Below are 14,522 nucleotides of genomic sequence, written 5' to 3'. Positions count from 1 at the left end.
GTGATCACCGTGGCCGGCACCAATGGCAAGGGCTCCACCTGCGCCATGCTGGAAGCGGTGCTGATCCAGTCGGGCTACCGCACGGGGGTCTACACCTCGCCGCATCTGGTGCATTTTGAAGAGCGCTGCCGCTTGAATGGTGAAAGCTCAACTGCTGCGGATTTGATAGCTGGCTTCGAAGCAGTGGAAAGCGCCAGAGGCGAAATTTCCCTGACCTATTTTGAGTTCACCACACTCGCCATCATGCACCGCCTGGCCTATGCCGGGCTGGACGCGGTGATCCTGGAAGTGGGCCTGGGCGGGCGTCTGGATGCCGTCAACATCATCGACGCCGATTGCGCCGTGATCACCAGCATCGATCTCGACCACATGGAATTCCTCGGCCCCGACCGCGAGAGCATTGGCCGCGAGAAGGCCGGCATCATGCGTGCTGGCCGCCCGGTGGTGGTCAGCGACCCGGTGCCCCCAGCCAGTGTGCTGGAACACGCGCGTGCCATAGGCGCTGATTTGTGGCGCGCCGGTGAAGACTTCAATTTCTCTGGCGACAAGCAGCAATGGGGCTGGGCCGGGCGTGGCCGTCGCTACACCGGCTTGGCTTACCCGGGTTTGCGTGGCGCCAATCAACTGGTCAACGCCGCCGGTGTGCTGGCGGCGCTCACCGCCATCCGCGACAAACTGCCCGTCACCGCGCAGGCCGTGCGCAACGGCATGGCGCTGGTCGAATTGCCCGGCCGCTTCCAGATTGTGCCCGGCGAGCCCGCGCTGGTGCTGGACGTGGCGCACAACGCACATGCCGTGGCCGCACTCGCCGTGAATCTGGACGCCATGGGTTTCTTTCCGACCACACACGCGGTGTTTGGCGCCATGGCCGACAAAGACCTGGCGCCGATGTTCGAGCGTATTGGCCCGTTGATTGACCATTGGGTGTTCACCGATTTGCCCACCGCCCGCGCCGCCAAGGCGCAAGACCTGCAGGCACGGTGGCAGAGCCAAAACCCGCGCAAGGATGCCACCAGCGAGGTGGCTGAGAGCCCGGCCCAGGCCCTGGCCGCCGCTGTGGCTGCCGCAAAGCCGGCTGATAGAATCGTGGTCTTTGGATCGTTCTACACCGTTGGCGGCATACTTGAGAACGGTGTTCCCAGGCTCCATGCCAAACATCTGGGCTCTTAAGGGCTTCTGAGTTCTAACCGCACATGGCTTTTTTCAAGTTTCGTTCTCGCGGCCAAAAGGGCGACGATCTGTCGGTCAGCCCCACTGAATCCATAGAAGGCATGCGCCGCCGGGCCAGGCACAGGCTGATCGGCGCCACCATTCTGGTGTTGCTGGGGGTGATTGGTTTTCCCCTGCTGTTTGATACCCAACCGCGCCCGGTGTCGGTCGATGTGCCGATCGACATCCCTGAAAAAGGCAAGGTCAAGCCGCTGGGTGCTGCGGCCACCGGTCCGGTGGTCAAGCTGGAGCAACCACCCGCAGATGCCACGCCTTCTGACACCACACCGGCCTCGAATGCTTCGTCCAAGGCCAATGTCAGCGCTGCGGCGAGCTTGTCAGCCAAGGAAGAGGTGCTGTCTTCGTCCAAACCCGAAACCCGACCCGAAGCCAAGCCGGAACCAAAGCCCGAGCCCAAGGTCGAAGCCAAGCCTGAGCCCAAGCCAAAGCATGAGCCTGAAGCCAAGGCCGTTGCCAAGGCTGAGCCCAAGCTTGATGACAGCGGTGCGCGCGCCAAGGCCTTGCTGGAGGGAAAATCGCCTTCTGCAGCCACCGCCGCCGCGTCGTCAGCGGATGATGGGCAAGAACGTTTTGTGGTGCAGGTGGGAGCTTTTGCTGAAGCCAGCAAAGCGCAGGAAGTGCGCTCCAAACTGGAGAAAGCCGGTTTGAAGACCTACACCCAGGTGGTGCAGACCAGCAGCGGTGCCCGTACGCGGGTGCGTGTGGGGCCTTTTGCCAAGAAGGCTGAAGCGGAAAAAGCCGTGGCCAAGATCAAGGGTCTTGACTTATCGGCTTCCGTCCTGACCTTGTAAGTATTCGTTATGGCTGTGTTGGATTGGGTGCTGGTGGCACTGTTGCTGGCCTCCATCGCTCTGGGGGCCTGGCGGGGCCTGGTATTTGAAGTCCTGTCCCTGTTGGGCTGGATTGCCGCTTTTGTGCTGGCGCAATGGTTTGCGCCAGAAGTGGCAGCCCGATTGCCTATCGGCGAGGCATCGGAGACCGTGCGTTATGCCGCCGGATTTGTCATCGTATTCATTGTGGCGGCGTTTGCAGCGGGGCTGTTGACGGCGCTGGTCAGGAAGTTGGTCCAGGTCGTCGGTTTACGGCCTGTGGATCGCGTGCTCGGCATGTTTTTTGGTGCCTTGCGTGGCGTGGTGTTTCTGCTGGCCGGCACTGTGGTGGTGTATCTGGTGTCGCTGGATACCCAGCCGTGGTGGCAGGAGTCGCGCGGTGCGTTGCTTCTGACCGACTTGTTGCACCAGTTGCGGCCCATGTTGCCGGAAGAGTTTGCTAAGTTTTTGCCGTAACCCCTGCGGCTAAGGAAATCATATGTGTGGAATCGTTGGTGTCGTCAGTGACGCTCCTGTTAACCAGTTGATCTATGACGCGTTGCTGCTGCTGCAGCACCGGGGCCAGGATGCCGCCGGCATCGTGACCCAACAAGACCGCAAGTTCTTCATGCACAAGGCCAAGGGCATGGTGCGCGACGTGTTCCGCACGCGCAACATGCGCAGCCTGCCGGGCGACTGCGGCCTGGGCCAGGTACGTTATCCCACGGCCGGTAACGCCTACAGCGAAGAAGAGGCGCAGCCTTTTTACGTGAATGCGCCTTTCGGCATTGTGTTGGTGCACAACGGCAACCTGACCAACGCCAAGGCCTTGAAGCGCGAGTTGTTTTCCACCGACCACCGGCACATCAACACCGAGAGCGACTCTGAAGTGTTGCTCAACGTGCTGGCGCATGAAATCGAACGCTGCACACGCGGCCTGCCGCTCACGCCTAGCGATTTGTTCCAGGCCGTGCGCAGTGTGCACCGCCGGGTCAAGGGCTCGTACGCCGTCATCGCCTCGATTGCCGGCCATGGCCTGCTGGCCTTCCGCGATCCGTACGGCATCCGCCCGTTGTGTATTGGCCGTGGCGTGAACAACACCGTGATGCTGGCCAGCGAATCGGTGGTGCTGGAAGGCACGTTGCACACCATGGAGCGCGATGTGGCGCCCGGTGAAGCCGTGTTTGTCGACCTCAAGGGCCAGGTGCACACCGAGCAGTGCGCTGAGTCGCCCAAGCGCAACCCCTGCATCTTTGAATACGTCTACCTGGCGCGTCCCGACTCGGTGCTGGACGGCATTTCGGTCTACCAGGCGCGTTTGAACCTGGGCGAAACGCTGGCCAAGCGTGTGATCTCCACCGTGCCGCCCAAAGACATCGACGTGGTGATCCCCATCCCCGAGTCGAGCCGCCCGAGCGCCATGCAACTGGCCCAATTGCTGGGTCTGCCGTACCGCGAAGGTTTTGTGAAGAACCGCTACGTTGGCCGTACCTTCATCATGCCGGGCCAAGGCACACGCAAGAAGTCGGTGCGCCAAAAACTCAACGCCATTGGCAGCGAGTTCAAGGGCCGCAACGTGTTGCTGGTCGACGACTCCATCGTGCGCGGCACCACTTCCAAAGAAATCGTGCAAATGGCGCGTGACGCCGGTGCCCGCAAGGTCTACCTGGCCAGCGCTGCGCCACCGGTGCGTTATCCCAACGTCTACGGCATAGACATGCCCACCAAGGACGAGTTGGTGGCGCATGGCCGCACGGTTGAGGAAGTTCGCGAGTTGATCGGCTGCGACGCGCTGATCTACCAAGATGTGGACGGTATGAAACGTGCCATCGGCGCTGCCGCCGACACCACTGGTTTGGGCGACCTGCCGATTGGCGGTTTCGATGCTTCGTGTTTTGACGGCGTGTATGTCACCGGCGACATCACCTCGGACGACATCCAGCGTATCAACGAAGGGCGTCATGCGGCCACCAACGAGCAGGAAGAAGACACTTCCCGCCTGGCTTTGCCGAATGCCCAAACCGCTTGAGATCCATGATGCAAAAGACCCGTACCCGCTTCGCTCCATCGCCCACTGGCTTCATTCACCTGGGCAACATCCGTTCCGCGCTGTACCCATGGGCGTTTGCCCGGGCCACCGGCGGCGATTTCGTTCTACGGATTGAAGACACCGATCTGGAGCGCTCCAGTCAGGCCGCCGTGGACGTGATCATCGAAGGCATGGCTTGGCTGGGCTTGAACCACGACGAAGGCCCGTTCTACCAAATGCAACGTGTCGACCGCTACAAGGCGGTGTTGGCCGACCTGCAGGCCGCCGGACATGTGTACCCCTGCTACATGTCGATCGCCGAGCTGGATGCGCTGCGCGAGAAACAAATGGCCGCCAAGGAAAAGCCACGTTACGACGGCACCTGGCGCCCCGAGCCTGGCAAAACCCTGCCGCCCGTGCCCGAAGGTGTGCAACCCGTGTTGCGCTTCAAGAACCCTATCGGCGGCGTGGTGGCATGGGACGACAAGGTCAAAGGGCGCATAGAGATCAGCAATGATGAACTCGACGACCTGGTGATTGCCCGCCCCGACGGCACACCCACCTATAACTTCTGTGTGGTGGTGGACGATATCGACATGGCCATCACACATGTGATCCGCGGCGACGACCACGTCAACAACACACCACGCCAGATCAACATCTTCAAGGCGCTGGGCAAAGAAGTGCCGGTGTATGCCCACTTGCCTACCGTGCTGAACGAGCAGGGCGAGAAGATGAGCAAGCGCAACGGTGCTAAGCCGGTGACGCAATACCGCGAAGAAGGTTATCTGCCGGATGCGATGGTGAACTACCTGGCACGTCTGGGCTGGAGCCACGGTGATGACGAAATCTTCAGCCGCGCACAATTCCTCGAGTGGTTCAATCTGGACCACCTGGGCCGCAGCGCGGCGCAGTTTGACGAGAGCAAACTGCGCTGGGTGAATGCCCAGCACTTGAAAGCCATGGCCGATGACGCGCTGGAGCCGCTGGTGCGCGCACGCTTGGCGAAGCAGGGCATTACCGCCGATCAGCGCCTGGTGCGCATCTGCGGCCTGTTTAAAGACCGCTGCGACACCATCAATGCCTTGGCCGATTGGGCAGCGCGTTTTTATGGCGATGTGGTCATCAGCGAAGAAGACCGCGCCACACACCTGGTGCCGGCCATTTTCCCGGCGCTGGATGCATTGGCGGCGAAGCTGGCGCAGTGTGATTGGACGAAACCTGCAATTGCTGCCGCGTTCAAGGAAACCTTGGGCGAATTTGCCCTTAAAATGCCACAGTTGGCCATGCCAGTGCGTGTGCTTGCAGTAGGGACTGCGCACACACCTTCCGTGGATGCGGTGCTGGAATTAGCAGGAAAAGAAAAAATTTTGGCAAATTTGCAAAAACGCTAAAAACCTGTATATAATTCGAGGCTCAGCAGTTAACGATGTGTTGAAAGCGAAAAGCAAGAAACAAATCGAAGACAGTGGGGGGTATAGCTCAGTTGGTAGAGCGCTTGCATGGCATGCAAGAGGTCAGCGGTTCGACTCCGCTTACCTCCACCACAGTGTTGAATTGAACGGAAGTTCTTAGGTTATGACCCTATCGTCTAGAGGCCTAGGACATCACCCTTTCACGGTGAGTACCGGGGTTCGAATCCCCGTAGGGTCGCCAAGTTATAGCGCTTGGATGTGATACACGATTTGTGTTGCATCGAAAGCTATCTACCGGGAGCGGTAGTTCAGTTGGTTAGAATACCGGCCTGTCACGCCGGGGGTCGCGGGTTCGAGTCCCGTCCGCTCCGCCAAAACGGAAAAGCCGTTGCAAGTCAAAAGCTTGCAACGGCTTTTTTCATTTCTTCCTTATTTTTCTAGTGCTGTCTGCTGGCCCCTCGTCCGCGTCGACGTGGTCCGGCTGCTGCCTCTGCGGCTTATCTGTTGTTTGCCCAGCTTTTGTTTACGTCCAGGCCAGGGCGGCTGACGGCCGGGAGCTTCAGGGCGAAGCCGGGGCCAAGGCTAAAACGCGGGTGCGTCTGAATTGAGGACCTGTAGTTTTGAGCCCGTGCTGGCTGGGAGCACATGCTCGTTGGTTTCAACCACTACGGTGCCGGGCACGAGAAGAGGGCGCAATACCTCCAGAAACTCTGGCGGAACCACCAGGCGCGCCATCTCGGCTTCATCCACGGGCACATTCGCCTCCCCCAAATGACCGGGAAGGCCGATGTGTATCCAGGATGGCTGGGCGCCTGATGCCCCGTTGGCTGCAAGCACGTACGCATGTGTGCCCTGCGCCGGCCCGGGCTTTCTGAAGGCGATGCGGCTGCGGCCGATCTCCAGGCCGTTGCGATAGACAAGCAGGCGCAGATCTGCGGTGCTGATCAGGATGGAAATCGGGCCCACGGGTGAATCCATGGGTTGCCAGCGAAACTGTTCTCCCCCGGCGAGCCTGTGGCTGGCCGATTCGGCGCCCGTCATCGGGTGGATGGGACTGGCTGCGCCGGGATGTACCAGGCGCTCGGAAGCCTTGTTTTCTTTGGAAACGACAACCGTCATGCCCAGGGTCGTGCTGTCAAAAAGAAGCCGCGCAAACTCCGTGGGCAGGTGCACACAGCCATGTGACTCGGGATAGCCGGGCAGCCCGCCGGCGTGCAAGGCGATGCCATCCCAGGTCAGGCGCTCCTGATAGGGCATGGCAGCGTTGTTGTACTTGTTGGAATGGTGATGTTTGTCCTTCTGCAGGATGGTGAACACACCCGTCGGGGTTTCATGGCCTGGCTTGCCGGTGCTGACACTTGAAAAGGCGATCAGAATGCCATTGCGGTACACGTAAGCACGCTGCTCGGTGAGACTGACAATCAGCGCCATGGGCCCCATCGCCTTGTCATCACCACCCCAAAACCATTCGCCTGGTTGGAGCTGCGAGGGCGTGGTGTCAGCGGAGCTGGATTGTTTGGCGCCCCACGAAGGTGTTGCGTTGGCTGGAAGGGCCTGCGCGAACCAGATGAGCCAAGCGGCAAAAAGAAGTCTGAGCATTTCTTATCTCACCTCTATGGGGGGGTGCGGCCGCACAAGCCATTCTGGCGTTCGGCACTAGGGCGTAGGCAGGATTTCCAGTACCAACTCAGGTGGCCTGCACAGACGTGTGCCTATAGATGTCACGACGATGGGGCGGTTGATCAGGACGGGGTGCTGCAGCATCTGTTCGACGATGGCCGCGTCGCTCCAGTCGGCCCCGGCCAGCCCCAGTTCCTGGGCCAGTACTTCTTTTTCGCGCAGCAACGCACGCGGGGAACTCATGCCCATCGCCTGCAGCAGCGCCATGAGCTGCGCTTGGCTGGGCGGCGTCTTCAGGTATTCGATGATCTCCGGCTCAAGCCCGCTATTGCGTATCAGCGCCAATGTGTTGCGCGAGTTGCTGCAGGCGGGGTTGTGGAAGATGGTGACAAGGGCCATGGGCAAAACCGCAGGGTGGTGAAGATTCAGTGGAGGCGCAGCGTGCAGCTGTCACCCACGCCATCGCGCCAGACTTTTACGCTTTGCAGCAGGCTGGGCTCGATGTTGAGCCGCTGCGCAATGAAGGCGCAGAGGTTTTCCAATGTCGGCACGCCCATGCCCGGCACCTCGTCGAGCAGATGGTGGTCCAGCATTTCGCGCACCAGCGCAATCTCTTGCCGCAACAGGCCAAGGTCTATCACCATGCCGCTGTCCGCATTTTGCTCGCCCGCAACGGTCACTTCCACGTTGTAGGTGTGGCCATGGATGCGTTTGCTGCCAGCGGTTTCAATCGCCCGCTGCAAAGTGTGGGCGGCGTCGAAGTAGAACTTCTGGCTGAGTTCGAATCTCATCGAATTCCCGTGATCTTGTGGGTTTGCAGGCTCAGGCGCCAAACCGGGTGCGCCATACATTGCTCAATACAGGCCTGGGTGTTGGCCGATTGTTGGGCGTTGTCCATGGGCTGCAAATAACGGTTGGCAAAGTCGGCGGCTTCGAGCTCAGCCAGATCCAGACCTGCCTGGGGCCACACGACCTTGAGTTCCTGACCCTGGCGCTGAATCCACTGTGAGCCGCCTTTGGGGCTGACACACAGCCAGTCAATGCCGGGGGGCGCCAACACGGTGCCGTTGGTTTCCACCGCGATCCTGAAGCCCAACTGGTGCATGGCGTCGATCAAGGCGGTGTCGATTTGCAGCAGCGGCTCGCCGCCGGTCATCACCACCAGGCGATGGGCTTGATCGTGTGCTGGCCAGAAGCCGGCAATCTTCTGTGCGAGTGCTTCAGCCGTTCGGAATTTGCCGCCAGCGGTGCCGTCGGTGCCCACGAAGTCGGTGTCGCAAAACTTGCAGACCGCACGGGCGCGGTCTTCCTCGCGCCCGCTCCAGAGGTTGCAGCCGGCAAAGCGGCAGAACACCGCAGGATGGCCAGCGTTAGCACCTTCACCTTGCAGCGTATAGAAAATTTCTTTGACGGCGTAGGTCACAGGCGCATCTCCTGGGCGCGTAGGGGCTGCAGCAGGTCTGAGTCCGCGCGTTAGCCCAGAATTTCGGTCGCGGCGACTGGGTCTGCGTCAAAGCAGTCCAGAAAGCTGAAGTAGATCGAGGTGAAGAACATGGACGCCATCACCAGTGCCATTGGCAGCATAGCGGTTGCGGCCAATTCTGGCGAACCCAGCAGCGTGGACAAGATGGTCATGGCCAGACCGGCCAGCAGGAACACACCCATCCAGGCCAGGCCAAAGATGGTGAAGGCGCCAAAGTTGCGCAGGCAGGCGACCATGCTGAAAAACAGGCTCTTCACCGGCGCAACGTTGTGCCAATGCACCAGCGCTGGCGCATGCCAGAACATCAAGGACAGCGGCAGATAAAGCGCCATGCTGACCCACATGGCTGTCTGGAAAGACGGGCTGGTGGCGGCTTCGCGTGTGAGCGCTTCGCCCAGTAAATAAGCCTTGGCAAACGCACCACCGTCGACCAGGGCCGAAACACCCATGACGATAAGAAAGCCGCCCGCGTACAGCAGGCCCAGCATCACCATGGCATTGAGCCGCTGCCGACCAGCGCGAAACGCACTGAGCAAAATCGTCGGTGTCGGGAACTTGCCTTTGCTGGCTTCTTGCGTGGCGGCCATCAGCCCCAAGGTCGCGGCCGGCAACAGGCACAGCGCCAGGGCGCTACCCAATAACGGCACCATGCTGGCAATGGCGACGCTGGCCATGAACATAAAAAACAGCCCGGTGAGCGCCAAGGGTTGTTTGAAGAAGGTCAGTATGCCCAGTTTCACCCATTGGAGCCCGGTGCCGGCCTTGACGATTTTGAGTTTCATGGCGGCAGCTGTCAGAGGACGTTGGGGTTGGCGATACGTTCGCGCAGCACCCGTTCAAAATGTGTAGGGTCGTGGGCTTTCAGGATGGCGGCTTCACGCGGCAGGTAAAAATCCCATAGGCGCGAAATCCAGAAGCGCAGGGCGCCGGCGCGCAGCATGGCCGGCAGCAATTGCCGCTCGGCGGCGGTGAAGGGGCGCACGGCGCTGTAGGCCGCCAGAAATGCGCTGGTGCGCTCGGCATCCGCTCGGGCGCTGGCCAGGTCCAGGCACCAGTCGTTCAGGCACACGGCCAAGTCGAACAACCAGGTGTCGACACCCGCGAAGTAGAAGTCGAAAAAACCGGACAACACCGGCTGCGTGCCATCGTGGTCGAACATCACGTTGTCGCGGAACAGGTCGGCGTGGATGGGGCCGCGCGGCAGGGCGGCATAGGCCGACGATTCGGCGACGTGGTTCTGGTAAGCCACCTCACTTTGCAGCAAGGCGGCTTGTGGCGGATCGAGGTAGGGTTTGATGACCGGCGTGGTTTCGTTCCACCATTCAAGCCCGCGCAGGTTGGGTTGGCTGCGATTGAAGTCGCTGCCGGCCAGGTGCATGCGCGCCAACGTGGCGCCCACTTGGGTGCAGTGCTCCACACCAGGCGCGAGTTCGCTTTTGCCTTTGAGCCGTGTCACCACAGAAGCCGGTTTTTGCTGCACTTTGTGCAGTATGTCGCCCTGGCGGTTGGCCATGGGGTCGGGCACCGGAATACCACGGTGCGCCAGGTGCTTCATCAAATGCAGATAGAACGGCAATTGCTCGAAGCTCAGGCGTTCAAACAGCGTCAACACATACTCGCCGCTGGCGGTGGTGACGAAGTAGTTGGTGTTCTCAATGCCGCCTTCAATGCCGCGCAGATTGCTGACTTCGCCGAGATTGAGCTCGCGCAGCAGAGCCTGCGCCTCTTGTAAAGAGACTTGTGTGTAAACCGCCATGGATCAGAAAATTAGAAGTCCAGCACTTTCCAGGCAGGTTTGCCGGCGCTGCCTGCAGGGGTGTTGCGATCGTCGAGCGATGGACTGCGCAATCCGCTGGACGGCTTGACTTCATAGGCCGGCATGCCATTGGCTGGCTGCACAGTGATGTTTTGGGTTTGGCCGCCGTAGCGGGTTTCGTCGATGCGCGCGCCGTCGTCTTCCACCGTGATGCGCTCAATCTTCTGATCGCGTGTCGCAACGGGGGCGCCACTGGATGGTGCCGCCTGGGGGGCGGGCGCCGTCGCAGGGGCTTGCGCCCAGCCGGTGGACGCGGTGAACAGAATCAGGGGGAGAATGATTGTGGCGCGCATGTAGCAGATTGTAGGACGGTTGTTGCCTTTGAATCCACTTCGTCGCACACAGTGCACGCAATACTGGTAGGGCTTTGCTGCAAAGGCCTGTTCGTCAGCGGTGTGCCGACGCTGTAAGGGCCAGGCAAGCAGGCAAAATGCGCCCATGACGAACAAGACAACCTTGCTGCTGGTCGATGGCTCCAGCTACCTGTACCGTGCCTTTTTTGCCGGTGGTGAAACCATGAGCACCACCCTGCCCGACGGCACGGTGCAAAAGACCGGGGCCATACGCATCATCATCAATATGATGAACAGCCTGCGCAAAGAGGTGCGCGCCGACTACGCCGTGTGTGTGTTCGATGCCAAGGGCCCGACTTTCCGCGATGAGTGGTATCCGGCCTACAAGGCCACGCGCAGCCCCATGCCCGACGATTTGCGCAGCCAGATCGAGCCGGTACACGAGGTGATTCGTCTCCTGGGCTGGCCGCTGGTGGCCGTGCCCGGTGTGGAGGCCGACGATGTGATCGGCACGCTGGCCGTGGTCGCGGCTCAACAAGGCATAGAAGTCATCATCTCCAGCGGCGACAAGGATTTGAGCCAGTTGGTGAACGAGCACATCACCGTCATAGACACCATGAGCGGCAAGCGCCGCGACGTGGTCGGTGTGACGGAAGAGTTTGGTGTGCCCCCCAGCTTGATGGTCGATTACCAAACCCTGGTGGGCGACACCGTGGACAACGTGCCCGGCGTGCCCAAGGTCGGCCCCAAGACTGCCGCCAAGTGGCTGCAGGAATACGGCTCGCTCGACGCCTTGATGGCCCGGGCCGGCGAGATCAAGGGTGTGGCGGGAGAGAACCTGCGCAACGCCAAGGACTGGCTGCCGCAAGGCCGGCGCTTGGTCACCATCAAAACCGACTGCGATTTGGCTGGCTACATCGACGGCTTGCCTGCTATGGATTCAATAGCTTATGGCGCACAGGACACGGGCGCACTAAAGGCTTTTTACGATAAGTTTGGGTTCAAGGGGCTGGCCAAGGCGCTGGAGGGCGCCGCGGCCGCCGAGCCCGCGCCCAAGGCCGAAAAAGCAGCCAAGGCCGCAGCTTCGACCGAACCTGGCTTGTTCGACGAGCCCACCGATGCCCCGGCCCCCGCCGCCGTCCCGCGTACCCCTGGTTTTGAAACCATACTGAGCTGGGAGGCGTTCGACGCCTGGCTGGCCAAGCTGCAAGCGGCTGAACTGGTAGCGCTGGACACCGAGACCAATTCCATCGACGAAATGCTGGCCGAAGTGGTGGGCATCAGCGTGTGTGTGACGCCCGGCGAGGCGGCCTACATTCCGCTGGCGCATAACTACCCCGACGCGCCCACACAATTGCCGCGCGACGAGGTGCTGGCCAGGCTCAAGCCCTGGCTGGAGGATGCGGGCAAAGCCAAACTTGGCCAACACATCAAATACGACCGCCATGTGTTTGCCAACCACGGCATCGAAGCTCGCGGCTACGCGCACGACACCATGCTGCAAAGTTATGTGCTGGAAGTGCACATGCCGCACGGCCTGAGCAGCCTGGCCGAACGTCACCTGGGCCGCAGCGGCATCAGCTTTGAAGACCTGTGTGGCAAAGGTGTGCACCAGTTGACCATCAACCAGGTGGACGTGGAAAAAACGGCTGAGTACGCGTGTGAAGACGCTGACATGACACTGGCGGTGCACCGTGTGTTGTGGCCACAGTTGCAGGCCGATGAGAAGCTCGGCGGCATCTATGCGCTGGAAATCGCCAGCAGTGAGGCGCTGTTCCGTATCGAGCGCAACGGCGTGTTGATCGATGCACCTACGCTGGCGGCACAAAGCCATGCCCTGGGCCAGCGCATTCTGCAGTTGGAAACCGAGGCCTACGAGATTGCCGGCCAACCGTTCAACCTCAGCAGCCCCAAGCAGTTGGGCGAAATCTTCTTCGACAAACTCGGCATGCCGGTCGTCAAGAAAACCGCCACCGGCGCGCGCAGCACCGACGAGGAAGTGCTGGAAAAACTCGCCGAAGACTACCCGCTGCCGGCCAAGCTGCTGGAGCACCGCAGCCTGTCCAAACTCAAGGGCACCTACACCGACAAACTGGCGCTGCTGATCCTGCCGCGCAGTGGCCGTGTGCACACACATTACGCGCAGGCCGTGGCGGTGACGGGGCGCCTGAGCAGCAACGACCCGAACCTGCAGAACATCCCGATACGCACACCCGAAGGGCGGCGCGTGCGCGAAGCCTTTGTGGCCGCGCCCGGCAAACTGATTGCCAGCGCCGACTACTCACAAATCGAGCTGCGCATCATGGCCCACATCAGCGGTGATGCTTCGCTGTTGCGTGCCTTCCATGAAGGCATAGATGTGCACCGCGCCACCGCTTCCGAGGTGTTTGGTGTGGCGGTGGATGAAGTCTCCAGCGAACAACGTCGCTACGCCAAGGTGATCAACTTCGGCCTGATCTACGGCATGAGCGCCTTTGGCCTGGCGCGTAACCTGGGCATAGACAATACGGCGGCGAAAAACTACATCGCGCGCTACTTCGAGCGTTACCCGGGCGTCAAAGACTACATGGAGTCGACGCGCAGAATCGCCAAGGAACAGGGTTATGTGGAAACCGTGTTTGGCCGGCGTTTGCAGCTATCCGGCATTCAAAACGCCAAGGGCGCGCAGTTGGCGGGCCTGGAGCGCGCCGCTATCAACGCGCCCATGCAGGGCACGGCCGCCGACCTGATCAAGCGCAGCATGGTCAAGGTGCAGGAAGTGCTGGACGCCGAGAAACGCGGCACGCTGATGATCATGCAGGTACATGACGAACTGGTGTTCGAAGTGCCGCAAGACGAGGTGGACTGGGTGCGCAGCGAGATCCCGCGCCTGATGGCCGGTGTGGCCGAACTCAAGGTGCCGCTGCTGGCCGAAGTGGGCGTGGGCGCGAACTGGGATCAGGCGCACTGAGCCTGATCCGTGCCCTCGGCCTGGCCTAGGGCAGACTTAAAACCGGTCGGCCCGATAAGGCGCCGGGTCGATGTAGGGCGTCTCACCGTGCATCATCTCGGCCAGCAAACGGCCCGTGGCCGGGCCCAGTGTGAAGCCCTGGTGCGCGTGGCCGAAGTTGAACCACAAGCCCTTGTGTTGCGGTGCCGGGCCGATTACCGGCAGCATGTCCACGGTGCAGGGGCGCGCACCCAGCCAGGGTGTGGCCTCCACCGGTGCCCCCAGATCCACCAGTTCGCGCGCGGCCTGCTCGGCGCGCACCAGTTGTACCGGCGTGGCCGGGGCGTCGATGTGTGCAAACTCGGCGCCCGTGGTCAGCCGCAGGCCCAGTGCCATGGGCGCCAGCACCATGCCGTTGTCGGTGTCCAGCATGGGGCTGTGCACCGGCTTGGCCAAGGCGTAGTGGCGGTGGTAGCCGCGTTTGACGAACAGCGGCAGCTTGTAGCCCAAGCGCTGCGTCATGGCATCAGCCCACGGGCCCAGCGCGATGACGGCCTGCGCAGCGTTGACGATGCCGTCTTGTGTCTTCACCGACCAGCCCGCGCCGTTGGCGGCCAGCGTGCCAGCGTCGCCGTGTTGAAGCTGCCCGCCGCGCTGCACAAATAACTTGGCGTAGCGCGCCACCAACTCACCTGGGTCGCTGATGGCCCATGGGTCGCGCCAATGGACGGCGCCTGCCAGGCTTTGCTGGAGCGCGGGCTCGGCCAGAGCCAGGGCTTGGCCGTCTTCGATGCCAACGTCCAACCCGTAGCCTTGGGCCACGCGGCGGGCGTCGGCTGCAGCGGCTTCGAAGGCCGAGGCCGAGCGGTAAATCTCGCGCCAGCCACCCTTGGTGACC

The 14,522-nt window shown here is 61.4% G+C and carries 13 protein-coding genes, 3 tRNA genes and 1 pseudogene; 9 read left to right on the top strand and 8 right to left on the bottom strand.

Annotated elements, in window-relative coordinates; translation table 11 throughout:
- The 8 genes from folC to ACFQ95_RS25580 all read left to right on the top strand — a co-directional run.
- Nucleotides 1–1,170, top strand: a 1,170-nt coding sequence (folC, locus tag ACFQ95_RS25615) for a bifunctional tetrahydrofolate synthase/dihydrofolate synthase (RefSeq protein ID WP_422835747.1), incomplete at its 5' end; no start/stop codon positions are given.
- Between the two features lie 23 nt (nucleotides 1,171–1,193).
- Nucleotides 1,194–2,021: an SPOR domain-containing protein gene (locus ACFQ95_RS25610; RefSeq protein ID WP_422835745.1), complete on the top strand. Its 828-nt coding sequence runs from the start codon at nucleotides 1,194–1,196 to the stop codon at nucleotides 2,019–2,021.
- A 9-nt stretch (nucleotides 2,022–2,030) separates the two neighbouring features.
- Nucleotides 2,031–2,516: a CvpA family protein gene (locus tag ACFQ95_RS25605; RefSeq protein ID WP_422835743.1), complete on the top strand. Its 486-nt coding sequence runs from the start codon at nucleotides 2,031–2,033 to the stop codon at nucleotides 2,514–2,516.
- Between the two features lie 22 nt (nucleotides 2,517–2,538).
- On the top strand, nucleotides 2,539–4,068 hold the full coding sequence (gene purF, locus ACFQ95_RS25600) for an amidophosphoribosyltransferase (protein WP_422835741.1): 1,530 nt from the start codon (nucleotides 2,539–2,541) through the stop codon (nucleotides 4,066–4,068).
- Between the two features lie 5 nt (nucleotides 4,069–4,073).
- The gene (gene gltX / locus ACFQ95_RS25595) at nucleotides 4,074–5,462 is read left to right on the top strand and encodes a glutamate--tRNA ligase (RefSeq protein ID WP_422835740.1); all 1,389 of its coding nucleotides are present in this window, start codon (nucleotides 4,074–4,076) and stop codon (nucleotides 5,460–5,462) included.
- A gap of 77 nt (nucleotides 5,463–5,539) precedes the next feature.
- Nucleotides 5,540–5,615, top strand: a tRNA-Ala gene (locus tag ACFQ95_RS25590).
- A gap of 33 nt (nucleotides 5,616–5,648) precedes the next feature.
- Nucleotides 5,649–5,724: transfer RNA gene (locus ACFQ95_RS25585), tRNA-Glu, on the top strand.
- 56 nt (nucleotides 5,725–5,780) lie between these two features.
- A tRNA-Asp gene (locus tag ACFQ95_RS25580) sits at nucleotides 5,781–5,857 on the top strand.
- Nucleotides 5,858–6,065: 208 nt separating this feature from the next.
- Here ACFQ95_RS25580 and ACFQ95_RS25575 read toward each other — a convergent pair.
- The 7 genes and pseudogenes from ACFQ95_RS25575 to ACFQ95_RS25545 all read right to left on the bottom strand — a co-directional run bounded on the left by ACFQ95_RS25575 (nucleotide 6,066) and on the right by ACFQ95_RS25545 (nucleotide 10,695).
- Nucleotides 6,066–7,082, bottom strand: a complete 1,017-nt coding sequence (locus tag ACFQ95_RS25575; protein WP_422835739.1) for a L,D-transpeptidase — start codon at nucleotides 7,080–7,082, stop codon at nucleotides 6,066–6,068.
- A 60-nt stretch (nucleotides 7,083–7,142) separates the two neighbouring features.
- Nucleotides 7,143–7,502, bottom strand: a pseudogene (gene arsC / locus ACFQ95_RS25570) (arsenate reductase (glutaredoxin)); the annotation flags it as partial.
- Nucleotides 7,503–7,528: 26 nt separating this feature from the next.
- Entirely contained in the window at nucleotides 7,529–7,894 is a 366-nt protein-coding gene (locus tag ACFQ95_RS25565; protein ID WP_422835737.1) for a 6-carboxytetrahydropterin synthase, read from the bottom strand.
- Complete coding sequence (queE, locus tag ACFQ95_RS25560; RefSeq protein ID WP_422835735.1) at nucleotides 7,891–8,526, bottom strand: 7-carboxy-7-deazaguanine synthase; 636 nt, start codon at nucleotides 8,524–8,526, stop codon at nucleotides 7,891–7,893. The genes ACFQ95_RS25565 and queE overlap by 4 nt, the downstream gene beginning before the upstream one ends.
- A gap of 50 nt (nucleotides 8,527–8,576) precedes the next feature.
- Nucleotides 8,577–9,368, bottom strand: coding sequence for a BPSS1780 family membrane protein (locus tag ACFQ95_RS25555; protein ID WP_422835733.1), 792 nt, complete (start codon nucleotides 9,366–9,368; stop codon nucleotides 8,577–8,579).
- A gap of 11 nt (nucleotides 9,369–9,379) precedes the next feature.
- The gene (locus ACFQ95_RS25550) at nucleotides 9,380–10,342 is read right to left on the bottom strand and encodes a homoserine kinase (protein WP_422835731.1); all 963 of its coding nucleotides are present in this window, start codon (nucleotides 10,340–10,342) and stop codon (nucleotides 9,380–9,382) included.
- A gap of 11 nt (nucleotides 10,343–10,353) precedes the next feature.
- Nucleotides 10,354–10,695: a hypothetical protein gene (locus ACFQ95_RS25545; RefSeq protein ID WP_422835729.1), complete on the bottom strand. Its 342-nt coding sequence runs from the start codon at nucleotides 10,693–10,695 to the stop codon at nucleotides 10,354–10,356.
- Between the two features lie 145 nt (nucleotides 10,696–10,840).
- Between ACFQ95_RS25545 and polA the strand changes: the two genes are divergently transcribed.
- Complete coding sequence (polA, locus tag ACFQ95_RS25540) at nucleotides 10,841–13,645, top strand: DNA polymerase I (protein WP_422835727.1); 2,805 nt, start codon at nucleotides 10,841–10,843, stop codon at nucleotides 13,643–13,645.
- A gap of 36 nt (nucleotides 13,646–13,681) precedes the next feature.
- Here polA and ACFQ95_RS25535 read toward each other — a convergent pair.
- Nucleotides 13,682–14,522, bottom strand: an 841-nt coding sequence (locus tag ACFQ95_RS25535; protein ID WP_422835725.1) for an NAD(P)/FAD-dependent oxidoreductase, incomplete at its 5' end; no start/stop codon positions are given.

Origin of the sequence: Variovorax sp. HJSM1_2 (assembly GCF_049316285.1) — a bacterium.
Taxonomy (GTDB): domain Bacteria; phylum Pseudomonadota; class Gammaproteobacteria; order Burkholderiales; family Burkholderiaceae_C; genus Rhodoferax_B.
The sequence above is the reverse complement of the archived record's forward strand: the minus strand, read 5'-3'. Positions and strand labels throughout refer to the sequence as shown.

What these genes read in the sequence shown, in the direction of transcription:
- ACFQ95_RS25610 (WP_422835745.1), top strand. Translation starts at nt 1,194, where the DNA reads ATGGCTTTTTTCAAGTTTCGTTCTCGCGGCCAAAAGGGCGACGATCTG.
- ACFQ95_RS25605 (WP_422835743.1), top strand. Translation starts at nt 2,031, where the DNA reads ATGGCTGTGTTGGATTGGGTGCTGGTGGCACTGTTGCTGGCCTCCATC.
- purF (WP_422835741.1), top strand. Translation starts at nt 2,539, where the DNA reads ATGTGTGGAATCGTTGGTGTCGTCAGTGACGCTCCTGTTAACCAGTTG.
- gltX (WP_422835740.1), top strand. Translation starts at nt 4,074, where the DNA reads ATGATGCAAAAGACCCGTACCCGCTTCGCTCCATCGCCCACTGGCTTC.
- ACFQ95_RS25575 (WP_422835739.1), bottom strand. Translation starts at nt 7,082, where the DNA reads ATGCTCAGACTTCTTTTTGCCGCTTGGCTCATCTGGTTCGCGCAGGCC.
- ACFQ95_RS25565 (WP_422835737.1), bottom strand. Translation starts at nt 7,894, where the DNA reads ATGAGATTCGAACTCAGCCAGAAGTTCTACTTCGACGCCGCCCACACT.
- ACFQ95_RS25555 (WP_422835733.1), bottom strand. Translation starts at nt 9,368, where the DNA reads ATGAAACTCAAAATCGTCAAGGCCGGCACCGGGCTCCAATGGGTGAAA.
- ACFQ95_RS25550 (WP_422835731.1), bottom strand. Translation starts at nt 10,342, where the DNA reads ATGGCGGTTTACACACAAGTCTCTTTACAAGAGGCGCAGGCTCTGCTG.
- ACFQ95_RS25545 (WP_422835729.1), bottom strand. Translation starts at nt 10,695, where the DNA reads ATGCGCGCCACAATCATTCTCCCCCTGATTCTGTTCACCGCGTCCACC.
- polA (WP_422835727.1), top strand. Translation starts at nt 10,841, where the DNA reads ATGACGAACAAGACAACCTTGCTGCTGGTCGATGGCTCCAGCTACCTG.